Genomic DNA, 26,209 nt, shown 5'->3' with positions numbered 1-26,209 from the left:
AAAGATCAGGCAAGCACGATGCCAGTCCCTCGTGGATGACCTCGTGGCCGAAAGCGCCGATCACTTGTCTATCCGCGCTTTGTGCGGCTTGCCCGCCCGGCGCAGGCGGAAGCTGTTGTCTGCGCTCGAATACAGAATGACATTCTATTTTCGAGGCGTCAAAGATTTCAAAATAAATTTAGGCGTGGTTCGGGAAAATCCTGGGTCGAGGCCGCGTCGCCTGCTCAGCTTACGTCATGTCGCGGCGCCTCGCCCAATAGCAGCGTGGTCATGAGCGCGGTGATGCGCTGGATGTCGCGGTGATCGCCGATACGCTGATTGATCACGAAGCCGTCGAACGCCATCCAGATCACGTGAGCGAACAGGTCGCCGCCGAGGGCCGCGACGCGCTCGGCGGGCAGCGCGTCTTTGAGGAGCTGCGTGAGGAAATTCTCGACCGATACGAGCAGATTGTTCGGTTTCGCGAGACCCGCGGGCGCGCTCGCGAGTGCGTCGATCAACGAGTTCGCGAAGGCGTTGTCGGCGGCCGGGATGTCGTCCCAGATGCCCGCCAGGATGCGCTCGATCTTCCTGCGCGGACCGTTGAGCAACGCCACTTCGCTGCGCAGCCGATGCAATTGCTCGATCAGCCAGGGCTCGTAGATTTCATAAAGGATGACGAGCTTGGAGTCGAAGTAGACATACAGATTGGCGACCGTGGTGCCCGCGAGACGGGCGATTTCGGTCATCGTCGTGGCCGAATAACCCTTTTCACTGAAGGCGTTGAACGCGGCCGTCAAAATGGCTTCCCGCTTGACGGCTTTTTTGATTTGCGGCACTTGAGGGCTCTCTATCGGAAGGGCGGTGGTCGGTTCGGGGCATTCTATCAAGCCGCCACGCCCACGCCGGTGCGTGTCGGACGCTGCCGACCGCGACTTCCATTTCGATACAGCCTTGCTGCTGAAAGAGCCTGCGTGCGGCTTGCGCGATCAACTCATGCTTCCCGTGTTTCATTACATCGCTCCCGTCCGGATTCGCGCGGACATGCCCCCGCGTTTCGCGAAATCAACAAAAGACACTTGACGATCAAAATTTTTCAAAACAGAATACCATTCATTAATAAACGACATTCGTTTTTGAGGTGAAGCTATCGTGTCCACGACCTTGCTGTCCCCCGAAGTCCCCGCGCCGGCAGGCACGCTGACCGGCCGGTATCCCGAACTCGGCTCCGGTCCGATCCCGGTCGAGCCGTACATTTCGCCGGAGTACTACGAGCGCGAGAAGCAACACATCTTCAAGAAGACGTGGCTGCAGGTCGGTCGGGTGGAGGAGATTCCGAAGCCGGGCGACTACTTCGTGAAGGACCTTGCCGCGTGCGACACGTCGATCATCGTGGTGCGCAATCGTCAGGGCGAGATCCGCGCCATGCACAACGTGTGCGCGCACCGCATGAACGAAATCGTCTACGACAAGTGCGGCAACACCCGCAAATTCTTCTGCAAGTTTCATGGCTGGGCCTACGACCTCGACGGCAAACTCACGGGTGTGCCCGACGAGAAGTGCTTCTTCGGTCTCGATCGCGAGCAGTTCGGCCTCTCGCGTGTGGCGTGCGAAGTGTGGCAAGGCTTCATCTTCGTGAACATGGACCCGAATCCGCCGGTCTCGCTCGCGGATTACATGAGGCCGATGTTCGGCGACATCGAGGGCTATCCGTTCGATAAGCTCACCGCTGGCTTCGGCTGGCAAACGGTCGTCAACTGCAACTGGAAGCTCGCGCTCGACGCGTTCCAGGAGGCGTATCACGTCGCCTACGTGCACGGCAATTCGATCGCGGACGCGATCGACAAAAGCGACAACGAAAGCATGCCGCCGCTCGACGCGCTGTGCGGCGAATTTCATCGGCGGCTCTCGCTGGCGGGCAACCAGAAGTCCGTCTATGGCAACCCGAAGGCGGTGACCGAGGGCGGCGCCGCCGCGCAGAACGCGTTGTCCGAGCAGGGACATAAACGCCCGATCGCGGCGGCGGCATTGCGCGCGGGCATCGGCAGCGCGAAGCACGCGTTTGCGCTCGACGCGCTGCCGTCAGGCGTGAACTGGACAAGGAGCCCGAACTGGCTGTTCGACATGAACATCGTGTTCCCGGACTTTTACGTTTCGCTGCGTCCGAACTATTGCCAGGCGTACAACTTCCGTCCGATCTCGTACAACCAGACGCTCGTCGACGCACGCGTGTACTACCCCGAAATGACGACGCCCGGCGGCCGCTTCTTCCTCGAATACATGAAAGTCGCGCTGCGCGACGTGCTGCTCGAAGACTTCAGCACGCTCGAACGCACGCAACGCGCGGCCGAAACGGGCGCGAAAAAAGTGATGGTGTTGCAGGACAACGAACTGCTGGTGCGCCACGCGTATCACGTCGTCGAACGGATGCTGGCGCAAGGCGTCGCGGCCGGTGCGACGGTTTAACCAGGAATCGAACATGAGCACCGCAATGCCTACCCAGCCGGTCAATTTCGTCAGCAGAAAAGCGCCCGTCGCCCGCACGTTGCCCGCGGGTTTCGAGTCGCTCGCGCCGTTCGTCGACATCTGGGCGCTCGAGACCGAAACCGCACGCAACGCGCAACGCCACGCGGTCGGCATGGAAGCCATTCTTGCGTTTCGCGACGCGATCCTGCCGCAGGTCGACGACGTCGTCGCATATCTGAACGGCTACGCGCTCGCGACGCTCGATGAGCATCCCGAAGCGATGACCTTGATGTACCTGCTGCTGTCGCTGGCCGAGATCGCGCCTGCAATCGAGTTCTATAACCAGCCGGCCGTCATCGACGGATACGAGTCCGCGCGTTTTCGCGCCGACGAGACTTTTGTCATGCGTCCGCTGCCCTGAGCGTTGACGCGATCGGCCGGTGCGTCCGGTCTGAACCTGAAGGAGACAGCAAATGGCGAAATGCCGCGTGTTTGGCATCGATCACGGCCTGAAGACCGTGGTCGAAAACGGCCTGTACATGAAGACGATGATCGGCGCGACGATGAGTGTTGCGGTGATCAGGTTCGTCGAGCAGGAGGGTACGAATCTGCCCGCGAAGGCGCACGATCACGGCGAGGAAGCGTCGCTGCAGGTGCTCGGTTCGTGCTCGATCTTCGAGGTGCGGCCGGACACGCCCGACGTCGAGCGCACGCTCGCGCAAGGCGACGCGATGATCATTCCCGCAGGCCTCAGTCACTACGGCAAGAACTGCTACGGCGCGCAAGGCGTGAGCATGCGCTTGAACGTGGTGTCGCCGCCGCGCGCGGAATATGGCGCGCAGGACGACACGCCGTATTACCCGCTCGCCAATCGATGATGAGGGACGCAAATGAATAATCGCACTGACAATCTGGCCGGCGACATCGCGCAATGCACGGCGGTTCAGGCAGGTGAGCGCTGGCGCGATCCGCACGCGGCGAGCCAAACGGTGCGCGCGCAAGGCGCGCTGTTGAGCACGGAGTTCGCGGTGTTCGAGCCGAGCGAAGTGCGCGACGAGGCAGCGGGAGCGCGCGGCGAGGAAGTCGTCGCGATTCTCGAAGGCCAGTTCGATATCGATGCGGCCGGCGAGCATTACCGGCTCGTCGCGGGCGAGGCGATCCTGATTCCGCCGCGCGAGCCGCGTCGCTTTACGTGCATCGGCGCCAAGGGCGTGCTGTATCGCGCCGGGACCAGTGTGTGAGATCCAATCATGAAGCACGATCCATTTGAACCGGATGACGTGAAGCACGTCGTTGTCGTCGGCGCGGGCCATGCTGGCGGACGCGTCGTGCAGCATCTCGTGTCGCTGGGCTTCGCGGGGCGCATCACGCTCGTAGGCGACGAGCGTCATCCGCCCTACGAGCGGCCCGCGCTCTCGAAGGAATGGCTGACGAGCGAAACCGAGCCGACGCTCGCGGCGTCGCCGCTCGTTCTGGCGCCCGCAGCGTTCTGGGAGCCGTCGGCGTTGCGCGATGCGCGCATCGACCGCCTGCACGAACGTGCGGTCGCGCTCGATGCGACTGAGCGCGTGCTGACACTCGCGAGCGGCACCCAGGTGCGGTTCGATCGCCTGGTCGTGGCGACGGGCGGCGCGCCGCGCGACGGCGCGATTCCCGGCGCGAACCGGCCCGGCGTACACCTGCTGCGCACGGTCGACGATAGCCTCGCGCTGCGCCGCGCGCTGCGCGAGAGCCGTGGCCTCGCCATCATCGGGGCAGGCGTGATCGGCATGGAAGTGGCGTCGTCGGCGCTCGAGCTCGGCGTGCCGGTGACGGTGCTCGAAGCGGGCGAGCGCGTGCTCGCCCGCTGCCTGTCCCCCGTGATGTCCGAATGGCTGCTGCGCGAGCATCGTGCGCGCGGCGTGCGGGTGGAACTGGGGGTCGCCGTCGAGTCGATCGCGGACGCAGCGCAAGCGGCGCAACTTGCCACCGACGGCACGCGCTATGTCGTGCGTTGCAAACTCGTCGACACCGCGCAAACGCGATCACGCGAAGCCTTCGACGTCGCCGCCGACACGATCCTGATCGCGATCGGCGTCGATTGCGCGCCGGCGTTTCTCGCGGGCACGGGGCTCGCGGGACGCCAGGGCGTCGACGTCGACGAAACCTGCCGCAGTCCGCATGCGCCGTGGCTTTACGCGGTCGGCGACGTCGCGCATGTGCTCGATGGCGAGAGCGAGCGCGGTGGTCTGCGTCAGGAAACGTGGCGCAATGCCGAGAACCAGGCGCTCGCGGTCGCGCAGACCCTGATCGGCCGCGCGCAGGCGTATCGCGAAACGCCATGGATGTGGACCGATCAGCTCGGCAACAACATCCAGGTCGTGGGCCAGCCCGATCCGCGCGACGAGGTCGTGCTGCGCGGCGAACCGGGCGCTGGACCCTGCGCGGCGCTGAGCATGCGCGACGGTCGCATCGTCGCGGGTGTGCTCGTCAACGCGGGCCGTGAGCGGCGCTTCCTCGAAAAGCTTGTCGCCAGCGCGATGCCCGTGGACGTCGCGCGCCTCGCGGACCCCGGCACGTCGCTCAAGGAGCTTGCCGGATGAGCGCGATTTCGATGGGAATGGCCGACGCACGTACCCGCAACGACACGCCCACATACAGCGGCGCGCAGATGGCAGCGCTTGCGGAACGCGTCGAACGGCTCGAAGCGATCGAAGCGATTCGCGCACTCAAGGCGCACTACGGCGCGCTCGCCGACGCGAAGTACGGTGGCGACTACCGCAAGCTCGACCGCGAAGCGCTCGCGGACATCGCACGCCAGCAAGCGGCCTGCTTCACCGGCGATGCCGTCTGGGCGGGCGGCAACGGTTTCGGCGGCGACCTCGTCGGACGTGAAGCGATCGAGCGCTGGTTTCTCGATTCGCCGTGGCGCTTCGCGATGCACTACTACGTCAGCGAGACGCTCAAGGTGGATGTCGCGCGCGGCGTGGCGCAGGCGAACTGGCGGCTGATGCAGGTGGCGCTGCGCGAGGACGCGGACACGCGCGCAGGCGCGGTGTGGCTGGGCGCGGTCACGACCGAACACTACCGGCGCGACGCGGCGAGCGGCCTCTGGTTGATCAGTTACATGAAATTCGAAGCGCTCCACATGATGACCCTGGCGGATGGGCCGCTGCCGATCGCCAGCAATTTCGCGGACCTCGACGCGCTGCGCGTCGACCGCACCGAGGACAATCAGTCATGACAGAAGTCATTGCGTCGCCCTGCGCGACCCATACGGATTCTTGCCGCGGTACTGTCGCGCTCGATATCGCCGAGCACGCGTGCCGCGTGCTGCAGAACATACCCGTCAACGCGGAGTATCGTCACATGATCGTCGCCGCGCCGATCGGGGCCGCGCTCGCGCAACCGGGCCAGTTCTTCCATCTCGCGTGCCCGCCGGGCGCCGCGGGCACGTCGTTTCTGCGGCGGCCGATGAGCGTCTACGGCGCCGATCCGCTGCGGCACACCGTCGAGTTTCTCTACAAGGTGCAGGGTATCGGCACGCAAGGGCTGGCGACGTTGCGGCCAGGCGACACGCTCGATGCGCTCGGACCGCTCGGTCGTGGCTTCGAATTGCCTGAAGAGACGCGCCATGTCTTGCTGCTGGCGCGCGGCGTAGGCCTTGCGACGCTCGCGCCACTCGCGGCGCATGCCACCGCGCGGGGCGCGTGCGTGAGCGCCGTGCTAAGCGCGCGCAGCCAGGCCGTGGTGATGTCCGCCGAGCGTTTGCGCGTGGCGGGCGCGACGGTTCATATCGTCACCGACGAAGACGGCAGCAGCGATCCCGCGCGCGTCGAAGCGCAACTCGAAGCGCTGCACGCCGAAGCGCCGTTCGACTTCCTGTCCACCTGCGGCTCGAACCGGCTTCTGATGCTGCTCCAGAAGCTCGGCAAGTCGTGGGGCGTGGCGGGACAAACCGCGATCGAGCAGCACATGGGTTGCGGAATCGGCTCGTGCTATGCGTGCGTGCGTCCATTCCGCGCGCATGCCGATTCCGACCGTCTGACCTTCCGGCGCGTGTGCTGGGAGGGCCCCGTGTTCGATTTGCAGGAAACGACATCATGGTAGATCTGAGCGTCAAGGTGGGCGGACTCACGCTCGCCAATCCCGTCATGCCCGCGTCCGGCACTTTCGCGGACGGCAACGCGCGCGTGTTCGATCTCAATTGCCTCGGCGCGATCGTCACCAAGACGATCACCGCCGACATTCGCGAAGGCGTACCGCCGCCGCGGGTCGCCGAGTTCAAGGACGCGACGCTGTTTTCGATCGGTATTCCGAGCAAGGGCGCCGACTATTACATCAATACGACGGTGCCGTTCTACCAGCGTTATACGCCGCCGATCGTGGGCAGCATCTCCGCGAATTCGGCGGCCGAGTTCGGCGAGCTGGCGGGGCGCATCGGTACGAGCGGCATTGCGGCGATCGAGGCGAACGTGTCGTGTCCGAACCTGAAAAAGAACGGCAAGGCGTTCGGCATGGACCCCGAGGCGACGTATCAGGTCGTGCGCGCGATGAAGTCGAGCACCCGCGTCCCCGTGTGGGTCAAGATGACGCCGAACGCCGGCAACCTGGTCGAAGTCGCGCTCGCCGCGCAAGCCGCCGGCGCCGATGCACTCGTGTGCTGCAACGCGATTCTGGCGATGGCGATCGACGTGCGGACCTTCAGGCCGCGCGTCGCGAACGTGATGGGTGGCCTGACCGGCGCCGCGACCAGGCCGATTCTGCTGCGCATGGCCCACCAGTGCGCCGAGGCCGTCGAGATTCCCGTGATCGGCTGCGGCGGCATCAGCACGGCGGAAGACGCGATCGAGTTCATGCTCGCGGGCTGCGCAGCGGTCCAGGTCGGCACCGCCAACTTCATTACGCCGAACGCGATGCCGCGCGTGATCGATGGGCTGCGTGCGTTCTGCGAGCAGCGCGGTCTCGCGCGCGTCGCGGACCTGATCGGCGCGATGCAGCGTCATGACGTGATCAATCTGCAAAAGGACTATGCGCTATGAAGGTCATTCCTATTGCCTCGGTATGCGGGCGCACGGTTCGCGCGCCTGCGCACGCGGCTGAGGCGGCGCTCGCGAGCGGCGGGGCGCCGGCGCTATCGATGGGCGCCGACGCGTGGCATCTGGTCGGCGAGCTCGATCGGTGTTTTGACGGTAACGATTGTCTGGGCGTGACGATCGACACCGTGAAGGTCGGCTTGTTTCGCGTCGCCGGCGAAATCCATGCGCTCGACGATCTCTGCACGCACGGCAACGCGTTGCTGAGCGAGGGCCTGCTCGACGGTCACGAGATCGAATGTCCGTTGCACGCCGGCCTCGTCGACGTGCGCACGGGCAAGGGCACGACCGCGCCGATCGTGCGCGATACGCGGCGCCATGAGGTCCGGATCGACGGCGCCAATCTCTACGTTCGGCTGCGCCGCTGAGACGATGAGCTTTTTATCGACTGCAACCAAAACCGCGCGCGGGCCGAAAATCGCCGTGATCGGTACGGGCGGCACATTTGCGATGCACGCGCGTGGCCCGTTCGACTGGGTCGAGTATTCGGAAAGCGGCGTCGTGCATCCGCTCGACACCCTGCTCGCGACGCTCGGCGAGCTCGCGCCCGACGTCGAACTGCTACCCGTCACGTTTCGCAGCCTCGGCAGCGTGGCGATCCAGCCGGCGGACTGGGTGGAACTCGCTCGGCTGATACGGCACACGGCGCTCGCCGATCCGTCCATCACAGGGTTCATCGTGACCCACGGAACGGCGACGCTCGAAGAAACCGCGTGGTTCCTGCAACTCGTGCTCGACATCGCGCGGCCGGTGATCGTCACGGGAGCGCAGAGGCCCGCAAACACCGCGGGCAGCGACGTGCTCGCGAACCTGCGCGGCGCGATTGCGGCAGCGCGCGATCCGCTGAGCGCGGCACACGGCGTGCTGGTCGCGATGGACGGCTGGCTGTTCTCGCCGCGCGACGTGACCAAGGCGGCCAGTTTCGAACTGAACGCGTTCGAGTCGCCGGGCTACGGTCCGCTCGCGCGCATCGAGCCCGACGCGCGTATTGCGTGGCGGCGCGGTGCGATTGCAACGCGTCGCGGTAGCGAATCCGCATGGTTCTCACGAGCGCTGCTGGAAGCGGATGCGCCATTCGCGCTGCCGCGCGTCGATATCGCGATCTCGTATGCGGGTGCCGACGGTGTGGCGATCGACGCGCTGGTCGCGGCAGGCAGCGCCGGCATCATCAGCGCGGGACTGGTGCCGGGACGGCCGGCGGCAGCCGAGGCGGCCGCATATCGCAAGGCGGTTGAGGCCGGTGTCGTGGTCGTGCAATCGAGCCGCGCGGCGCGTGGCGTGGTGCCGCCTCAGGCGTTTCTGGCACGCGACGGCGTAGTCGCGGGCGGCGATCTCGCGCCGCACAAGTTGCGCATTGCGTTGATGCTCGCACTCACGTTCGATGGCGATTCGCGAGCCGATTTCGCGCAACGGCGCGAACGCATTCAAACCATTCTGCTCGCGTTGTGAACGCTTCGGCACGCAAGGAGGCATTTCGAATCATGCAGTTCTCTTACCTCGTGACCTGGGTGCATCCGGACCCGGCGGCATGCATCAGCGCCGACGACCTCGAACGCATCGCCGCGATCGTCAACTCGACGCCCGCGCTGCGCCGCTCCCGCCTTTACACGCCGGAATCCGCCGACGATTACTACACGCGGGACGGCGCGTCGCCGATCTTCGCGATGCAACTCGACTACGACTCGGTGTTCGATCTCGAAGCGCCGATCGCGGCAGGCGGCCATTTGCAGGCGCTCGCCGCGGCCAATCTCGCGAGCCTCGCCGGATGCCGCGTGGAGCAGCAGGCGATGCTGCGCCGTCCGTTTCCGGTGGCCGATGCCGACGCGCGCGTGCCAGCAGGCAGCCTGCCATGCCAGTTCCTCGTGCACTACCCGGGCCGCGCGCTCGACTTCGACGAATGGATCAACTACTACCTCAGGCATCATCCGCAGATCATGTTCGACTTTCCGGGCGTGCGCGAGATCGAGATTTTCACGCGCATCGACTGGCTCGACGCGATGCCATGGACACGCGTGCACTACATGCAGCGCAACAAGCTGATGTTCGACAGCGCACGGGCGATCACCGAGGCGATGCACTCGCCGGTGCGCCACGCGATGCGGCAGGACTTCGAACGATTTCCGCCGTTCGAGGGCAGCAACATCCATCATCCGATGGCGGCGCGCACGACCTTCTTCGACTAACGCGATTCGCAAGGGGCAAGCATGAGCATCGGCTTCGGTCATCTCGCGCGTATCGGGCATCTGTACCCGTCGGGTGGACTGTGCGACTTCGAGATTCAGGCGATGGCGCCCGACGGCGTGCAATTCGTCACGACGCGTTTGCCGTTTCGCGACACGTCGATCGAATCCGATCGCACGTTGATCGACGACATCGAACAGCACGCGCAACTGCTCGCCGACGCGAAGGTCGACCTGATCGCGACCAATTGCACGGCGGCGGGCGTCGTGAACGGACCTGACGCGATCAATGCGCGGGTGACGGCGGCGACGAACATCGCGGCGGTCACGACGATCGAGGCCGTGCTCGCCGCGTGCGACGCGCTGGGCGCGAAGAAGCTGGGACTCGTGACGGCTTACGGCGAACGCGTCGTCGCGGCGGAGCAGGCATTTTTCGAGCAACGCGGGCTGAGTGTCGTCGCCGAAGCGAGCCGCGCGTGCCGCACGCCTTTCGAGCAGGGCACGGTGCAGCCCGAGGTCTGGTCCGACATCGCGACGCGACTACCGGGCGATTTTGACGCGTTGCTGATCAGTTGCGCGGGCATTCGGGTGAGCAGCGTGATCGCTTCGATCGAGACGGAAGTCGGACGCCCGGTGATCAGCAGCAATTCCGCGCTGTTGTGGTACTGCTTGAGGAAGCTGAACATCTCTGCGAAGTCGCCGGGATATGGCGTTCTGTTAAGCGATTGAGACGGTCCCTTTCCTGGCCGCAGGCTTGCCAAACGCACCGCCGTTCTATAAAACTTGCTCGACGGTGTCAGGAACTCCGAAGTACTGGGATTGCATGGACAAGCATAAGCATGGCGAAGACAACAAAATGCAGACCTGCGAGTGTTTCGGGCAAGCGTTCGTAGTCCCGTGCGAGGCGTCGAAAGCGGTTGAGCCCCATCCGAAGCTGCGCTCGACTACCCGTCGGCCTGCGCAGGAGCTTCGCCCGGGTAACCCTGATCGGCAAAGGCCACTTTCACGGTTTCTCCCGTTGCCTGCTGCACCTGGCGCGCCAGGGCGCGATATCGGCCGCATCTGGCGCGTGGCGGAGCAACTCGAAGTACCTGTGCATGGCGGTTTGACGCAGGTCCGATAGTCAGCGTGCGGCACGGCCAAGCGTAGAATTGCGGGCGCAGCGGCGAGTCCATTCGTCGCCGGACCGGAGACCGATGGCTGATGGAAATCAAGTGGATCGAAGACTTCATCGCGCTCGCCCGCTATCAGAGCTTTTCCCGGGCGGCGGAGTTTCGCAACGTCACGCAGTCGGGTTTCAGCAGACGGATCCAGTCGCTCGAACAATGGGTCGGCGCCGATCTCGTCGATCGCAGCGGCTTTCCGCCGACCCTTACCCCGGCGGGGCAACTGTTTCGTGACGCGGCCGAAGACATCCTCGACAAGCTGTTCGACACGCGCGCCATCATTCGCACCGAACAACGCATCGCCGGCACGAGCCTGCAGATCGCAGCCGGCCACACGATCGCGCTCAACTTCCTGCCCGCGTGGCTGCGCACGCTGTCCAAGCATGTCGGCGAAGTGCGCGCGCGCGTGATTCCGGCGAACGTGCACGATTCGATACTGATGCTGGTCAACGGCAACTGCGAGCTGATGTTCGCTTATCACCATCCGCAGCTGCCGTTGCATCTCGATCCGACCAGGTATGAATGCGTGACCGTGGGCGTCGATACTTTCATGCCGGTATGCAGGCCCAATCAGCGGCTTGCGCACGTGTACCGTCTGCCCGGCGTGATCGAACATCCGATGCCGTTCATCGCCTATACGGAGACGAGCTACTTTGGGCGCTGCTTCGCGTTGCTGATGGAGCAGAGCAAAGCGTCGCCCGCCTTGCAACTTCACTATGAATCCGACATGGCCGAGGTCGTGAAGAAGCTCGTGCTGGAAGGCGAGGGTGTCGCCTGGCTGCCGAAGAGTTCGATCGCCGCCGAACTCGACAGTGGCCAGCTTGTCGCCGCCGGCCGCTCCGAATGGCAACTGGAGCTGGAGTTGCGCGTGTATCGCGACCTCACGAACCGCACTGAACTGCTCGATACGCTGTGGCGGCATCTGCGGGCCTCGTCGGGGTCAGCCGAATAGCGCCGCTAGGGTTATCCCGCGTTATGCGAAACTTGCATAGCCGTATGCAACACTAGCATTCACGTCTTTTCTGCCGTCTCTAGAATTCCGTCCAGTCACAAATAATCTCAGGACGGAGACACATGAAGAATCGGCTTACCCTCTACATCCTCGCCGGCATGCTGCTCGGCGTGGCCGTCGGTTATGTCTGCCATCGCACGGCGGCCGATGCCGCGCAGGCGAAGGAGATCGCCGGCTACTTTTCCATCGTCACCGATATCTTCCTGCGGCTCGTGAAGATGATCATCGCGCCGCTGGTGTTCGCCACGCTCGTGTCAGGTCTCGCCGGCATGGAAGGCACGAGCGACGTGCGCCGCATCGGTCTGCGCTCGATCGCGTGGTTCCTGTGTGCGTCGCTGTTCTCGCTCGCGCTCGGCCTCGTGCTCGCGAATCTGCTGCAACCGGGCGCGGGCTTGCACATGTCCCAGACGAGCGCTGACGTGGCCACCGGCCTCAACACGTCGAGCCTGAACTTCAAGGACTTCGTCACACACGCGTTCCCCACCAGCATCGTCGATGCGATGGCGCGCAACGATATCCTGCAGATCCTCGTCTTCTCGGTGATGTTCGGCATCGTGCTCAGCGTGATCAAGTCCGACCCGCGCGTCGCGCCGCTGATCGCGGGCGTCGAAGGGCTCGTGCCCACCATGCTGAAACTGACCGACTATGTGATGCGTCTCGCGCCCGTCGGTGTATTCGGCGCGCTGGCATCGGCGATCACGGTGCATGGCCTCGACGTGCTGACGACCTACGGCAAGCTTGTCGCCAGCTTCTATACGGGGCTCGCGCTGCTGTGGGCGGCGCTGATCCTCGCCGGCTACGCGTTTCTCGGCAAGCCGGTCTGGGCCTTGCTCAAGGCGATCCGCGAACCCGCGATGCTGGCGTTCTCCACCGCGAGCAGCGAGGCGGCGTATCCGCGCCTGACGGAGAAGCTGGAGGAATTCGGCGTCGACAAGAAAGTGGTCGGCTTCACGTTGCCGCTCGGCTATGCGTTCAATCTCGACGGCTCGATGATGTATCAGGCCTTCGCCGCGATCTTCATCGCGCAGGCGTTCGGCATCGACATGCCGATCGGCACGCAGATCGTGATGCTGCTCGTGCTGATGGTGAGCAGCAAAGGCATGGCGGGTGTCGCGCGCGGTTCGGTGGTGGTCGTCGCGGCCGTGGCGCCGATGTTCCATTTGCCGCCATCGGGCGTCGTGCTGGTGCTCGCGATCGACCAGATTCTCGACATGGGGCGCACGGCGACCAACGTGATCGGCAACAGCATCGCGACGGCAGCCATCGCGAAGTGGGAGGGCCAGCGCGTGACGCGGCAGGAACGCCGCACGGCGATGGCGACGGCTTCGTTCGGCCAGCTCGAAGGCGAGACGAAATGAGCGGCATCGACGCAACGGCTGCCACGAGCGCGCGCAAGTTCGGCGTGGTGGGCGGGCTCGGCCCGCTCGCGAGCGCGGACGTGTTCTTCAAACTGATCAAATCGACGCCGGCCACGCGCGACGCCGAGCACTTCGATGCGATCTTCGAGCAGCAGCCGTTTCGCAGCGCCGATGCCGACAGCGAGACGTTGACGCAGCGCAAGCTGTACATCTTCGATCTGATCAGCAGCTTCGAGAAGCGCGGCGTGACGACGGTCGTGCTGCCGTGCTTCCTGAGTCACACGTTCATCGACGAACTGAAAGCCAATTCGCCGCTGCAGATCGTCGACATGATCGATGCGGTGCGCAGCCACGTGCGCAGAAGATTCCCCGCGGTGCGCCGCGTTGGCGTGCTCGCGTCGGCGCATACGCGGCGCAGGCGCCTGTTCGAGAAGTACTTCGCGGCGCCCGAGTTCGAAGTGATCCACCCGCGCATCGGCGACGGCATCGATTTCGTCACCGAGGCCGTTTATGGCGAGGATGGCGTGAAGAGCGGCAATCTGCGTGGCCGTCCGGCCGAGTTGCTGCGGGCGGCGTGCGAGGACCTGATCGAACAGGGCGCCAACGTCATCGTGCCGGGGCTCACCGAGATCGCGCTGGTCGCGGACGAACTCGGTGCGTTGCGCGTGCCGCTCGTCGATTCGAACCTGGCTTATGCGCAGTACGTGGTGTCCGGCCAGTACCACACGCCCGAGACGATCTTCAAGGTCGGCGTGGTGGGCGGCGTGGGTCCGGCGGCCACCGTCGATTTCATTCACAAGATCGTGCGCGCGACGCCCGCGCGGCGCGATCAGGACCACCTCAAGCTGCTCGTCGAGCAGAACCCGCAGATCCCGGATCGCACGGACAATCTGATCGGCGATGGACCCGACCCGACCATCTCGCTCTATGCGACCTGCAAGAAACTCGAAACGGGCGGCGCGGATCTGATCGCGATCCCGTGCAATACGGCGCATGCCTTCGTCGAGCGGATACAGCCTTATCTCGGCGTGCCGATCGTCAATATGCTGACGGTGACGGTGCGTTATCTGCGCGAGTCGTTTCCCGCGCTGCGCTCGGTCGGCGTGCTCGCGACTTGCGGCACGCTCGCGAGCGGCGTCTACGAAAAGGCGCTCGAATCGCACGGCTTGCGGCAGGTCGTCCCGGCACCCGCGCTGCAGGCGCGCGTGATGGACGCGATCTACGGCAAGGAAGGCGTGAAGGCCGGATTCACGGCGGGGCAGTGCCAGCAAGACCTCGCCGCGGCGATCGACGGGCTTATCGCCGACGGCGTCGAAGTAATCGTTCTCGGCTGCACGGAACTGCCGCTGCTGATTCGCGAGCCGTATGTGATCGGCGCGAACGGCGCGCGCGTGAGCGTGGTCGATCCGACCGACGTGCTCGCGAAGCAGTGTGTTGCCTGCGCGACAGCGCCGCCTCGATAACCCAACCGCATCACCCAGTCAATGCGACGGACCTGCACACGAGGTGTGGCGGATGACCCCGCTCGCCTGTCGATTTCAGAACCTGAGAGGTAATCATGCTTGCACCGACCGAACGTATCGAACACGACCTTCTCGGCGATCTCGCCGTGCCCGCGACCGCGTACTACGGCGTACACACGCTGCGCGCGCTGCAAAACTTTCCCATCACGGGTATTCCGATCTCCGTGTATCCGAACCTCGTCAACGCGCTGGCGAGCGTGAAACAAGCCGCCGCGCTCGCGAATTACGATCTCGGCCTATTGAGCGCGGTGAAGATGCAGGCCATCGTGCACGCATGCAGGCAAGTGCGCTCAGGCACCGCGCACGAGCATTTCGTCGTCGACGTGATTCAGGGCGGCGCGGGCACGTCGACCAACATGAACGCGAACGAGGTCATCGCCAATCTCGCGCTCGAACATCTCGGGCAACAGCGCGGCGAATACGCGGTTCTCCATCCGAACGAGGACGTGAATCTCGGGCAGAGCACCAACGACGTCTATCCGACCGCGCTCAAGATCGCCACGTACGCGGGCATCATGCAACTGGTCGACGCGATGGGCGTGTTGCGCGCATCGTTCGAACGTAAGGCGGTGGAATTCGGCAACGACCTGAAGATGGGCCGCACGCAGCTTCAGGACGCCGTACCGATGACGCTCGGCCAGGAGTTCAGCACCTTCGCTGTGATGCTCGGCGAAGACGAAGAGCGGCTGAAGGAAGCGGCCCAGCTCATCTGCGAGATCAATCTCGGCGCGACGGCGATCGGCACCGGCATCAATACACATCCGGAATACGCGCAGCTTGCATGCAGGCACTTGAGCGAAATAACCGGTATCGCGTTGACCACGTCGCCGAATCTGATCGAAGCGACGCAGGATGTCGGTTCGTTCGTGCAGCTCTCCGGCGTACTGAAGCGCGTCGCCGTAAAACTCTCCAAGACCTGCAACGATCTTCGCCTGCTTTCGAGCGGTCCTCGCGCGGGCCTCGGCGAAATCAACCTGCCGCCGGTGCAGGCGGGTTCGAGCATCATGCCGGGCAAGGTGAATCCGGTGATTCCGGAGGTCGTCAACCAGATCGCGTTCGAAGTCATCGGCAACGATGTGACGGTGAGCTTCGCCGCCGAAGCGGGGCAGCTCCAGCTCAACGCGTTCGAGCCGATCATCGCGCACAGCCTGTTCAAGAGCGTCGCCCATTTACGCGCAGGGTGCCTCACGCTCGCGTCGAAATGCGTCGACGGCATTACCGCGAATCACGAGCGGCTGCGCGCGATCGTCGAGAGCTCGATCGGCATCGTGACCGCGCTGAACCCGTACATCGGCTATACGCACTCGACCGAAGTCGCGAAGGAAGCGCTTGCGTCGGGCAAAAGCGTCGCGCAGATCGTGATCGACAAAGGGCTGTTGAGTCAGGCGCAGCTCGACGAGATTCTTCAACCCGCCATGCTGACGCAACCAAGAAAGATGTCGTCGGCGGCGTGAGCGACGAAGGTTGTTCCGCTCACAGGTCGCGTGCATACGCACGCGACTCTTTTAAACGATGGAGGAGAGAAAGATGAACGGCAACACGATCGATCGAAAAGCAAAGCGGCTGTGCGGTTCGGCGGCACTGCTGATCGCGGCACTTGCCGCGGGTACCTGCGCACAGGCTGCCGGCGCGCCATCGCAACAGGCAAGCGCCGTCACGGCAACGCCGCGTGTTCTGGTGCTGGCCACCGGCGGCACGATCTCGGGAACCGCCGATCCCCGTTCGGCGATCGGCTACAACTCGGGCAACGTGAAGGGGCAGGAACTGGTGCGCGGCGTGCCGGGCATCGAGAAGCTCGCGAGCATCAGCGCGGAGCAGATCTCGAACGTCGGCTCGCAGGACATGAACGACAAGATCTGGTTGCAGCTTGCGCGGCGGATCGACGAGGTCTTCGAGCGGAACGAGGCCGACGCCATCGTGATTACGCACGGCACCGATACGATCGAGGAAACGGCGTTCTTCCTGAGCAACGTGCTGCGCTCCGACAAGCCGGTGGTGCTGGTCGGCTCGATGCGACCGGGCGGTTCCGCGAGCGCCGACGGTCCCGGCAATCTGTACGAAGCCGTCGAAGTGGCGGCGAGCCCGCAGTCGCGTGGCCGAGGCGTGATGGTCGTGATGAACGACCAGATTCACGCGCCGCGCTGGATCACCAAGACCAATACCACGGCGGTACAGGCGTTCGCGTCGCCGAATGCCGGCGCGATCGGTTATGTCGATCCGGCGAGCGTGCGCTTCGTGATGCCGGCGGTGCAATCGACGCGCGCTGCGCTGAGCCTGCCCGCGAGTGGGCAATTGCCGCGCGTCGATATCGTCTACGCGCATAGCAACATGGATGGCCGCCAGATCGATCATGCGATCGCCGATGGCGCGAAGGGCATCGTCGTCGCCGGCGAAGGCGATGGTGACATGTCGAAGGAAGCCCTCGCGGCGCTCGACCGCGCGGCGGCAAAAGGCATCGTGGTGGTTCGCTCGACGCGCCTGGTGTCGGGGTTCGTGAACCGCAACGTCGAGGTGGACGACGACAAGCGCGGATTCGTCGCATCGCTCGATCTGAATCCGCAGAAGGCGCGATTGCTGACGCAATTGCTGGTGGCCAACGGCGTGACCGATCCCGTCAAGGTACAGCAGGCATTCAGCGGGACGTGGTGACGGGTTGGGGGCGCCGCCGGTCAGGGGCGCTGCCGCTTACAAAGCCGCGCGTAATGCCTCATCGGCAACGGCAAGACGCAACGCAATGGTCTTCACGAGAAACCGATGCAACTGTTGCGCCGTCGCCGGATCCTGCTGTTCGAGTTCGAGCAGCCGGGAGATCGACAGGCGGTACACGCGCGTCGGTGCCTCGGCAATCACATCCGCGCTGCGCTGTTGCTGCGTGTACACCGCCATTTCCCCCACGACCGTGCCCGGGCCGAACGAGCGCAGACGCGCCGAGCGGCCATCGCCGAGCGGCAGCGAGATCGCGACACGTCCTTGCTCGACGAAATACAGCGCGTCGCCCGGCTCGCGATGACGAAACAGCGCCTGCCCCGAAAGCAGATCCTGCACCTCCAGACACGCGATCAAGCCGTTCAACGCGCCGGCCGTGAAATGCGGCTCGAGCATCGCCCGCAGATCGCCGCCATGCGCGATCGCGAGCGAGTTCGACGCGAGCAGTTTGTCTTCGATCCATTCGAGACCCGCATCGAGCGTATCGAATTCATGAATCTTCAGATTGAGCGTGCCGGTCTTCACGAGCAGATCGCGCGAGCGCGGCGGCAGCGCGGTCAACACGAGGTCCACGCTTCTTGCGGCGCAGAGCTGCCTGAGTTTGACGAAGCTGATGGATACGGATGCATCCATGCCATGTGTCGCCGCAAAGTCGAGCACGACGAAGCGGACCTGCGACGGATTCCCGGCGCCGAATCGCTCGCGAAGGCGCTGCAGAATCGAATTGGCCGTGCCGAAGAAGAGAAACCCTTGCAGGCACATTCCGCATACCTGGGGGCCGATTGCGCGCAGAGCCTGGGTGTCTTCGATGCTGCGCTCAACATTCGAGGTCCGCGCGCGCAGGTCGAACTCCATGCGTATGCAGCCGACCCGACCGTAGAGCAGCGTGAACATCACACACGCTGCAACGACGCCCACCCCTACGCCGACGATCACGCCGTACGCCGCGATAGTGCCGAGAATCACGGGCACGAGCAGATACTCATACCAGTTGAGCTTGGTCCAGGCGCCCGCGAGCCAATGCACGAGCAAGCGCAGCCCCATGAAGAGCTGAAGGCCGACCAGCACCGGCACCGGAAAGAGCGCCACGACGTCCGGCGACGTGGCGAGCACGACCACACACGCGAGCGAGGCGAACACGCCCGCCACCCGGCTCGTCGCGCCCACCCGCGCGTTGAGCATCGAGCGATTGAACGACTGGTAGCCGACCATGCCGCCCAGCAGTCCGCTCGCGAGATTGGCGAGGCCGGCGGCGCGCATCTCGCGATTGAGGTCGACGTCCTCCCCGGTGGCCGCGCCGATCGCCGTTGAATTCATCAGGATCGTCACGGCCGATACCGAGGTCACCACCAGACTCTCCGGAAGATGCGCGCCGACCGCCGACCAGTCGATGCCGCCCCGTCCGAGCCTAGCGGCCAGGTGCAACTCCGGCAGCCCGGCAAGGTGCAGCTTGACGCGCGGCAGCAGCAGACCCATGCCGCGCGCGTCGTCGATCGAAACTCCGGCAACCTGCAGCAGAACGTAGAAAAGCACGACGCCGAAGGCCAGCGTGAGCGGCAGCGCGGCGATGTGCTGCCACGTGCGCATCAATACCGTGGCCAGCACGCCGACGACCAGCGCCGGAACCCATGTGAGCCAGTGAAGGTGCGCGAGCAACGCGAGCGTGTGCCACTGCAGCGGCTGGCCCGTCAGCACGCGGAACGCCCCGGCGAGCAGCAGGTAGCCCGTGCCCGCGAGAAATCCGCCGAGCACCGGATAGGGCAGGAACTGCAAGGAGCGGCTGCGCTTCGACGAGCCGATCGCATAGAGCACGATGCCCGTCATGAGCGAACAGAGCGCGATGGCGATCAGCACAGTGAGGATCAGCGTCTGCGGTGAACCGCCGTCCGCGCGCACGCTGCTGGCCACCCCCGCCGCCACGCCGGCGAGAAAGGCGGCGGCGTTGCTGTCGGGGCCGCCAATGTTGACGCGCATCGAACTCGTCAAGGCGATCACGAGCGCCGTGACGACGCAGCTCACGAGCGCGGTGGGCACGCCCAGCATCGCGTAGCGGGCAAGATCGGCGCTAAAGATCATCGTGCCGAGGCTCATCGCATAGCACAGCATGACGAGCGTCGAAACGGCGCCCGCCGCCACGTCGCCTGGCAGACCCGCCAAACGCGAGCGCAGCGGGATCTCGGAGACGGAAACGGTCTTGCCCGGCTTCACGTGGATTCCCGGTCGAATGCAAGGGCGCCGTGAGGCGCGCAAGCCAGTATCCTGCGCGGCTCGAACGGCTGTCAAACGCGATGCAGCGTCCTTATCGGACACCTACACTGATTATTCATCGGCCCCGTACCTGGCGAACTCCACGCAAAGGCCATGCAGCTCCGGAGCCGTTCACACCGGCGGCCGGCAGGCGCGCTATTCGTCTGAGTTTTTGCCCGCGGGGCCACGCATCGGAGGCGGGGCGACGAACATGGATATCGAGAAATGGCTGCGGGACCTCGGGCTCGAGCAGTACGCTCAGGCGTTCGCGGCAAACGACATCGACATGTCGCTGCTCGGGCAACTGACCGACGTCGACCTGAAAGAGCTAGGGGTACAGTCGCTCGGCCACCGTAAGCGCATTCTGGCCGCGGCGGCAGGCGCCCTAACGGCGGCCGCGCCGCTACCGTCCCAGACCTCCGCCGACAACGAGGTGCCCGCGGACGAGCGCAGGCAGGTCACGATTCTGTTCGCCGATCTCTGCGGCTACACGATGCTGTCCCGCTCGCTCGATCCCGAAGACTTGCGCGCGCTGATCGGACGCTACACGGCGCTGGTCGACGGGATCGTGCTCGCCTATGGCGGCACGATCGACAAGCACATCGGCGACGCGGTGATGGCGCTGTTCGGCGCGCCCCGCTCGCACGAGACGGACACGCTGCGCGCCGCCCGTGCCGCTCTCGACATTCACGAGGGCCTGGCGCGGCTGGCCGCGCAGACCGGGCGGCCGTTGCAGGCGCATATCGGCATAGCGAGTGGCGAGGTCATCGCGGGCGCGCTGGGCCGCGCCGACGCGCAGGACTACACCGTGCATGGCGATCCGGTGAACCTGGCCGCTCGGCTCGTGGCAGCCGCGGCCGCCGGCGAAACCTGGATATCCGACGACGCGGCGCGCACGCTCGGCGACGCCGCCAGTTGCGAAGCAATCGGCGAGCGGCGCTTCAAGGGCATCGACACGCCGGTGCGGGCATGGCGGCTCGTCGCGCTTGGCAGCGAGCCCGTCAGGACGAGCCGCAGCCGCTTCGTCGGACGCGAAGCCGAGCTCGAACAGTTTCACGGCATCCTTCATGCGTGCATGGCAAGGCGCGCAGGGCATGTCGTTCATGTGCGAGGCGAAGCCGGGATCGGCAAGACGCGGCTCGTCGACGAGATGCGCCGCCATGCGCAGGCACAGGGCTTCACGCTCCATCGGAGCCTCGTGCTCGATTTCGGCGTCGGCAAGGGCCAGGATCCGGTGCGAACCATCATTGGAAGCCTGCTCGGCTTACCGGCCGGTGCATCGAGTGAAGCGCGGCAGGTCGCCGCCGCGCAGGTCGCGGCCCAAGGTATCGTCAAGGCCGAGCAGATCGTGTTTCTGCACGACTTCCTCGATCTCCCGCAGGCCGCCGAATGGCAAACCATCTACGAGGCCATGGACCACGGCGCGCGCAAGCGCGGCAAGCAGGCGCTCGCCGTGAGGCTGACCGAGGACGCTTGCGCCCGTGCGGCGACGCTCATCGTCGTCGAAGACCTGCATTGGGCCGATGCCGAACTCATCGGCTACCTGTCGGCGTTCGCGTCAGGCATTGCCAACGGCACGGGCCTGCTGGTCACGACTTCGCGCGTGGAAGGCGATCCGATCGATGCAGGCTGGCGCGCACGTTGCCGCGACACCCCGTTCGCCACGATCGATCTCGGACCGCTTCGCAAGGACGAGGCCCTGAGCCTGGCGGGCAATTTCATCGATGCGACCCAGCGCGTCGCGCTGGCCTGCATCGAGCGCGCGGGCGGCAATCCGTTGTTTCTCGAACAACTGCTGCGCAACGCTGAAGAAGGCAGCGGCGGCAACGTGCCCGCGTCGATCCGCAGTCTCGTGCTCGCGCGGATGGACCGGCTCGCGCCCCGTGACCGCCTGGCGTTCCAGGCGGCCGCCGTGATCGGCCAGCGTTTCGACCTCGCGCTGCTGCGAGAACTGGTGGACGATCCTGGCTACGTCTGCGACGGCCTGCTCGTCAATGCACTCGTGCTGCCGGAAGGCGAGGACTTCCTGTTCGCCCACGCATTGATCCAGGAGAGCGCTTACTCGACGTTGTTGCGCGCGCGCCGCCGTGAACTTCATCTGCGCGCGGCCGAATGGTTCGCACAGAGCGATGTCACGCTGTACGCCCAGCACCTCGACCGCGCCGAAGACGAGCACGCGCCGCACGCCTACCTGGGCGCGGCGGCCGCACAGCGTGCCGCCCATCGTTTCGAAGCCGCGCTGCGGCTGGCCGAGCGCGGCCTCGAAATCGCGCAGTCAGAGGCAGACCGCCATGCACTGAGCTGCTGCAAGGGCGAACTTCAGCGCGACCTGGGCGACATCGCAGGATCGATCGTGACGTACCGCACTGCACTCGTCGCCGCCACCGACGACGCCGCCCGTTGCGACTGCCAACTCGGGCTCGCGGAAGGTCTGCGTGTCAGCGAGGGTCTCGACGAAGCACTCGGCTTACTCGCGCAAGCGCAAAAGATCGCGGAGCGAGACAACCGGCTGGCCGAGCTTGCAAGCCTCCATCATCTGCGCGGCAACATTCTCTTTCCGCTCGGCAAGATCGACGCCTGCAGCGCCGAGCATGAGCGCGGTCTTGGCTACGCGCGGCGCCTCGGTCTGCCCGAGGCAGAGGCTCGCGCGCTCGGCGGTCTGGCGGATGCGGCGTATGCGCAGGGGCGCATGCGGACCGCGTTCCATCATTTCAGCGAATGCGTAGCGATGAGCCGCGAACATGGGTTCGGCCGCATCGAGGTTGCCAATCTGTCGATGCAGGGCTTCAGCCGCATTTATCTGAACGACGCAAGTCAGGCTCGCGAGGACGCAAGCGCCGCCGCCCGCGCCGCCGAGTTGATCGGGCAGCCTCGCGCGCAATTGCTGGGGGAGACGCTGGGGGTGTTCGCCTGCCAGGAACTAGGCGATGCGCAGGCGGCCGGCAAGCATCTGGTGCAGGAAATGCGTGTGATCCGGCAATTGGGCGCGCGCCGCTTCGAAGCGCAGAATCTGGAGATGCAGGGGCGCCTGTTACTGGACGAAGGATGCCGTAGTGAAGCAGTGGTGGCGCTGCGCGAAGCACTCGCCATCTCACGCGAGGTAGGGACTCAGTTTTCCGGGCCAAAGGCCTTGAGCGCACTGAGCCGTGCGGTTGACGATAACGGCGAGCGTACGCGGCTACTAGCTGAAGGCGAGGCGCTGTTGCGCCTCGGCGCGGTCGGCCACAATCACCTGTGGTTTTATCGCGACGCCGTCGAAGCGATGCTGGGGGCGGGCGATCCTGCTGGCATGCTGCACTACGTGGACGCACTCGAGGCCTATACACAGCGCGAACCGTTGCCGTGGTCCGAGCTTTTCGCGGCGCGCGGCCGTGCGCTTGCACTCGCGCTTCAGGCGCCGCTCAGCGAAGCCACGCGACATGAACTGCTGCGACTGCGAGAGGCGCTGCAGCAGGCCGGCTTTCGCAATTACGTAAGCGCGGTCGAAGCGGCCCTTGCAGCTTGAGGCGCGCGTAGCCGATCCTCAGCGTGGCGCGGAATCGTCGTCGGGCGGGTCCTTGTGGACGACCTCCATGTCGATGGTGCGGGCGTCGTCGCCATACGAGACCGTCTGCCGGCGCAACGCGCGCATCTTCCACCACAGATACCCGACGACGATCGTGCCGACCGCGAACAGCACGGCGAACAGCACGATCGACAGCATCGCGGCCACCACGAACAGGATCGCGCTCAGGGCGACGGCCAGCAACCGGCCGAACCAGCCGGGGCCGCCGATCCGGATCCCTTTCTCATATGTCACCCGCCGCGGCGGGGGTCTGTCGTTTTGCATCGCTCGTCTCCCGGCCGCCGTCCGGCGGATGATGCGGGTAAATCCTCATGCGTGGTCATTATGCAGGATGCGAACCGCTAACGTCGCCGGCGCGGCTCAGCGTATAGTCGACTGACGTCGTTAAGAAGCCCACGCGTTGGCTCGTTTAAGTTCGGTAGCAAGTTGCCGCTCGCCAAGGCTGACAGGCCCTAGCGTGCAGGCCTTCTCTGTCTACCCGGTTGCACCCCTGCCAGGGCACGTTATGAAATCCGCCGGTTTTCAGTTACCTCGGTTGCCCGCGTGATCATGCGACGCCTGCATCTGCTCGAAATCGAAGACCAGCCGTGGTGCCCACGGGCGATCCGTGACGGCGGGACGGACTGGCTGCATTTCCTGGCGAATACCCTCAAGGGCTTCAACGTCATCGCGGGCAAGCTGCGCGAAGCGATGCGGCGGGTCGGCAACGACCGGATCGTCGATCTATGTTCGGGCGGCGGCGGCCCGTGGCTGACGCTTGCACCGTTGCTCGCGCAGTCCGGACGCGTGACGGTGCAGCTGACCGACTTCTATCCCAATCGCGCCGCGTACGAGCGCGTATCCGCCGGGGCAGCCGGCCGCGTCACCTATGTGAGCGAACCGGTGGACGCGATGGACGTGCCATCGGGATTCGACGGCGTGCGCACGATGTTCAACGCTTTCCACCATTTTCGGCCGGACGATGCGCGGGCGATCCTCGCCGACGCGGTGATGAAGCGCCGCGCGATCGTCATCGTCGAGGGTGCCGACCACCGGCTGCTCGGTGTCGTGTTCATCCTGGCGATGCCGCTGATGATGCTCGCGCTGACTCCGCTGATCCGACCGTTTCGCTGGTCGCGACTAGCGCTCACCTATGTGCTGCCGGCTATCCCGCTGCTGTGTCTGTTCGACGGCATCGTGTCGATGCTGCGCATCTACAACCCCGACGAATTGCGTGAGATGGTGGCGCGTATCCCGGACCAGCAGAGCTTCGAATGGGACATCGGCACACTGCCGGTGCAGGGCTCGCCGATCGGTCTGACTTACCTTGTGGGCGTTCCGCGCGGACGCGCCGGCTGAACGCAAGCGGGCGCCGTCGGCAGCGGCGGGCCGATCACTTGCCGGCCAGATGGTCAGGTGTCTGGCTGCTGCCCGCCGGCAGTTCGCCCATCGCCTGAAACAGCGTCGCCGTATCGGCCAGGCGCCGGCCGATCAGGCGGATTTCTTCGAGCCTCGCTGCTTCGTACTGCTGCTCGCCGCCGCGGGCGGATGCAGCGGGCAGCGCGCCGAGCCGGTGACGTGACGTGGCATCGTCGAACGCCTCGCGTGCCTCACGGGCAGCGCCGCTCGCCGCGTCGAGCGCCTGCGCGTCGTGTTCGAGCGACGCAAGCGTGTCCGCGACGTTTTCGAACGCCGCCAGCACGGTCTGCTTGTACTCGAACACGGCGGCCTCGTAGGTGTCGATTGCCGCGCGCCGCTGTGCGACGAGCGCGCCGCCATGAAAAAGCGCTTGCGACATCGTCGCGGCGATGCTCCAGATCGCGCCTGCGCCCGACAGCGCGAGCGGCCAGTTGAAGCCGCCTTGTCCCATCGAGGCGTTCAGCGTCAGGCTCGGAAACAGCTGTGCCGTCGCGACGCCGATGTCGTCTGCGGCGGCCTTCAGCGCCGACTCGGCGGCCGCGATATCGGGCCGCGCGCGCAACAGGTCCGATGGCAGCACGACGGGCAGGTCCTGCGGCAAGTGCAGGTTTGCCAGCTCGGGCTCGGGCGGCGCCGCGTCGGGCGTGCGGCCGAGCAGCACCGCAAGCGCATGTCTCGTCACCGTCAGCCGTTGCCGCAGATCGGCCACGCTGACCTCGAGCGCGGCGATGCCTTGCCGGGCAGTCGACACGTCGCCGCGCGTCAGCGATCCGAGTTCGTAATGCCGTTGGATATCGTGAGCCTGATCGCCCGCAAGCGCGATCAATCGCTCGGTCGCGTCGATCTCGGCGCGCAACATCGCCGCCTCGATCGTCGCCGTGACGATGTTGGTGGCCAGTGCGCGGCGCGCGGCTTCGCGTTGATACGCGTCGATGTCGACACGCGCTGATCGGGCCGCGTTGGCTTTACGCACCGCGCCGAACAGATCGAACGTATATTGCGCCTGGACTACGCCGATGAACTCGTTGTAAAGCAGCGTATTCGGGCCACCGGGGACCGGAATGCCGAGATCGCGTCCGCGCGAGGCCTGCCCGACCAGATCGACCGACGGCAGCAGCGAGGCGCCGATCTGCGCCCGCAGTTGTTCGTGCGCGGCGGCAAGGTGCCTGTCGGCGGCAGCGAGGGTCGGGCTGTTGCGCAAACCTTCTTCGACGAGGTCATTCAACGCTGTCGATTCGAACAGCCGCCACCATTGCGGCACAGGCTGCGCGCCGGTGGTGAAGTGCTGCGCGACACCGAGCGCGGCGACCGTTTGCGCGGGCTGAGGCTCGACGCCGTAATGGGCGGGAGAGGGCATCGCGGGCGGCTCGCCGTTCGGACCGAACGAGCATGCGCCAAGCGCGATCGTCGCGGCCGCGCCGAACGCCGCGCGCCAACCATGGATCGCCGCTGCCCGCGCTCGACCCGGCGCGCCAGCCGAATGCGGCGCGCTCGCGAGCGCCGGCCCGTCGACGGGGTTGCAGTCTGTGCCCAC

General features: G+C 65.4%; 23 protein-coding genes and 1 pseudogene. 19 read left to right on the top strand and 5 right to left on the bottom strand.

What is annotated here, in order from left to right:
• Positions 1 to 224: 224 nt before the first annotated feature.
• Positions 225 to 818, bottom strand: coding sequence for a TetR/AcrR family transcriptional regulator (locus tag HDG34_RS07465; protein WP_018422052.1), 594 nt, complete (start codon positions 816 to 818; stop codon positions 225 to 227).
• A 313-nt stretch (positions 819 to 1,131) separates the two neighbouring features.
• Here HDG34_RS07465 and HDG34_RS07460 point away from each other — a divergent pair, with 313 nt between their 5' ends.
• The 12 genes from HDG34_RS07460 to HDG34_RS07405 are packed head-to-tail and all read left to right on the top strand — an operon-like array spanning position 1,132 to position 10,429.
• On the top strand, positions 1,132 to 2,445 hold the full coding sequence (locus HDG34_RS07460; RefSeq protein ID WP_311734853.1) for an SRPBCC family protein: 1,314 nt from the start codon (positions 1,132 to 1,134) through the stop codon (positions 2,443 to 2,445).
• A 13-nt stretch (positions 2,446 to 2,458) separates the two neighbouring features.
• Positions 2,459 to 2,866 carry a hypothetical protein gene (locus HDG34_RS07455; protein ID WP_184058835.1) on the top strand — a complete coding sequence of 136 codons (408 nt, stop codon included), beginning with the start codon at positions 2,459 to 2,461 and terminating at the stop codon, positions 2,864 to 2,866.
• A 52-nt stretch (positions 2,867 to 2,918) separates the two neighbouring features.
• The gene (locus HDG34_RS07450) at positions 2,919 to 3,323 is read left to right on the top strand and encodes a cupin domain-containing protein (protein WP_184052474.1); all 405 of its coding nucleotides are present in this window, start codon (positions 2,919 to 2,921) and stop codon (positions 3,321 to 3,323) included.
• A 12-nt stretch (positions 3,324 to 3,335) separates the two neighbouring features.
• Positions 3,336 to 3,686 carry a cupin domain-containing protein gene (locus tag HDG34_RS07445; protein ID WP_184058833.1) on the top strand — a complete coding sequence of 117 codons (351 nt, stop codon included), beginning with the start codon at positions 3,336 to 3,338 and terminating at the stop codon, positions 3,684 to 3,686.
• Between the two features lie 9 nt (positions 3,687 to 3,695).
• Positions 3,696 to 5,027: an NAD(P)/FAD-dependent oxidoreductase gene (locus HDG34_RS07440; RefSeq protein WP_184058831.1), complete on the top strand. Its 1,332-nt coding sequence runs from the start codon at positions 3,696 to 3,698 to the stop codon at positions 5,025 to 5,027.
• Positions 5,024 to 5,668 (top strand): nuclear transport factor 2 family protein, encoded by a 645-nt coding sequence (locus tag HDG34_RS07435; RefSeq protein WP_184058829.1) that lies wholly within the window; start codon positions 5,024 to 5,026, stop codon positions 5,666 to 5,668. Before HDG34_RS07440 ends, HDG34_RS07435 begins: the two co-directional genes overlap by 4 nt.
• The gene (locus HDG34_RS07430) at positions 5,665 to 6,534 is read left to right on the top strand and encodes a dihydroorotate dehydrogenase electron transfer subunit (RefSeq protein WP_184058828.1); all 870 of its coding nucleotides are present in this window, start codon (positions 5,665 to 5,667) and stop codon (positions 6,532 to 6,534) included. Before HDG34_RS07435 ends, HDG34_RS07430 begins: the two co-directional genes overlap by 4 nt.
• Positions 6,528 to 7,466: a dihydroorotate dehydrogenase gene (locus HDG34_RS07425; protein ID WP_018422043.1), complete on the top strand. Its 939-nt coding sequence runs from the start codon at positions 6,528 to 6,530 to the stop codon at positions 7,464 to 7,466. The genes HDG34_RS07430 and HDG34_RS07425 overlap by 7 nt, the downstream gene beginning before the upstream one ends.
• On the top strand, positions 7,463 to 7,888 hold the full coding sequence (locus tag HDG34_RS07420; protein WP_260321069.1) for a non-heme iron oxygenase ferredoxin subunit: 426 nt from the start codon (positions 7,463 to 7,465) through the stop codon (positions 7,886 to 7,888). The genes HDG34_RS07425 and HDG34_RS07420 overlap by 4 nt, the downstream gene beginning before the upstream one ends.
• Before the next feature lie 4 nt (positions 7,889 to 7,892).
• A complete protein-coding gene (locus HDG34_RS07415; protein WP_184058826.1) occupies positions 7,893 to 8,969 on the top strand; it encodes an asparaginase in 1,077 nt (358 codons plus the stop codon).
• Between the two features lie 32 nt (positions 8,970 to 9,001).
• Positions 9,002 to 9,703: a hypothetical protein gene (locus HDG34_RS07410; protein ID WP_184058824.1), complete on the top strand. Its 702-nt coding sequence runs from the start codon at positions 9,002 to 9,004 to the stop codon at positions 9,701 to 9,703.
• Positions 9,704 to 9,724: 21 nt separating this feature from the next.
• Positions 9,725 to 10,429, top strand: a complete 705-nt coding sequence (locus tag HDG34_RS07405; RefSeq protein ID WP_184058822.1) for an aspartate/glutamate racemase family protein — start codon at positions 9,725 to 9,727, stop codon at positions 10,427 to 10,429.
• A gap of 67 nt (positions 10,430 to 10,496) precedes the next feature.
• Here HDG34_RS07405 and HDG34_RS38955 read toward each other — a convergent pair.
• A pseudogene (locus tag HDG34_RS38955) lies at positions 10,497 to 10,743 on the bottom strand (transposase); the annotation flags it as partial.
• Between the two features lie 160 nt (positions 10,744 to 10,903).
• Here HDG34_RS38955 and HDG34_RS07400 point away from each other — a divergent pair.
• The 5 genes from HDG34_RS07400 to HDG34_RS07380 all read left to right on the top strand — a co-directional run bounded on the left by HDG34_RS07400 (position 10,904) and on the right by HDG34_RS07380 (position 17,408).
• On the top strand, positions 10,904 to 11,818 hold the full coding sequence (locus tag HDG34_RS07400) for a LysR substrate-binding domain-containing protein (protein WP_184058820.1): 915 nt from the start codon (positions 10,904 to 10,906) through the stop codon (positions 11,816 to 11,818).
• Between the two features lie 122 nt (positions 11,819 to 11,940).
• A complete protein-coding gene (locus HDG34_RS07395) occupies positions 11,941 to 13,236 on the top strand; it encodes a dicarboxylate/amino acid:cation symporter (RefSeq protein ID WP_090811568.1) in 1,296 nt (431 codons plus the stop codon).
• On the top strand, positions 13,233 to 14,699 hold the full coding sequence (locus HDG34_RS07390; protein WP_184058818.1) for an aspartate/glutamate racemase family protein: 1,467 nt from the start codon (positions 13,233 to 13,235) through the stop codon (positions 14,697 to 14,699). Before HDG34_RS07395 ends, HDG34_RS07390 begins: the two co-directional genes overlap by 4 nt.
• A gap of 95 nt (positions 14,700 to 14,794) precedes the next feature.
• A complete protein-coding gene (gene aspA, locus HDG34_RS07385) occupies positions 14,795 to 16,213 on the top strand; it encodes an aspartate ammonia-lyase (RefSeq protein ID WP_184058815.1) in 1,419 nt (472 codons plus the stop codon).
• Positions 16,214 to 16,286: 73 nt separating this feature from the next.
• Positions 16,287 to 17,408 (top strand): asparaginase, encoded by a 1,122-nt coding sequence (locus HDG34_RS07380; protein ID WP_184058814.1) that lies wholly within the window; start codon positions 16,287 to 16,289, stop codon positions 17,406 to 17,408.
• 36 nt (positions 17,409 to 17,444) lie between these two features.
• Here the strand turns inward: HDG34_RS07380 and HDG34_RS07375 are convergent, their stop codons facing one another.
• Entirely contained in the window at positions 17,445 to 19,673 is a 2,229-nt protein-coding gene (locus HDG34_RS07375) for an SLC26A/SulP transporter family protein (RefSeq protein ID WP_184058812.1), read from the bottom strand.
• A gap of 250 nt (positions 19,674 to 19,923) precedes the next feature.
• Between HDG34_RS07375 and HDG34_RS07370 the strand changes: the two genes are divergently transcribed.
• Positions 19,924 to 23,217, top strand: coding sequence for an adenylate/guanylate cyclase domain-containing protein (locus HDG34_RS07370; RefSeq protein ID WP_184058810.1), 3,294 nt, complete (start codon positions 19,924 to 19,926; stop codon positions 23,215 to 23,217).
• 18 nt (positions 23,218 to 23,235) lie between these two features.
• Here the strand turns inward: HDG34_RS07370 and HDG34_RS07365 are convergent, their stop codons facing one another.
• On the bottom strand, positions 23,236 to 23,541 hold the full coding sequence (locus HDG34_RS07365) for a CPBP family intramembrane glutamic endopeptidase (RefSeq protein ID WP_184058809.1): 306 nt from the start codon (positions 23,539 to 23,541) through the stop codon (positions 23,236 to 23,238).
• 285 nt (positions 23,542 to 23,826) lie between these two features.
• On the opposite strand from HDG34_RS07365, the gene HDG34_RS07360 reads away from it, so the two are divergent.
• Positions 23,827 to 24,615, top strand: coding sequence for a class I SAM-dependent methyltransferase (locus HDG34_RS07360; RefSeq protein WP_260321068.1), 789 nt, complete (start codon positions 23,827 to 23,829; stop codon positions 24,613 to 24,615).
• Between the two features lie 34 nt (positions 24,616 to 24,649).
• On the opposite strand, the gene HDG34_RS07355 is transcribed toward HDG34_RS07360, so the two are convergent.
• Complete coding sequence (locus tag HDG34_RS07355) at positions 24,650 to 26,209, bottom strand: efflux transporter outer membrane subunit (RefSeq protein WP_409259265.1); 1,560 nt, start codon at positions 26,207 to 26,209, stop codon at positions 24,650 to 24,652.

The organism is Paraburkholderia sp. HC6.4b (assembly GCF_014200875.1).
GTDB classification, from domain to species: domain Bacteria; phylum Pseudomonadota; class Gammaproteobacteria; order Burkholderiales; family Burkholderiaceae; genus Paraburkholderia; species Paraburkholderia tuberum.
The sequence above is the reverse complement of the archived record's forward strand: the minus strand, read 5'-3'. Positions and strand labels throughout refer to the sequence as shown.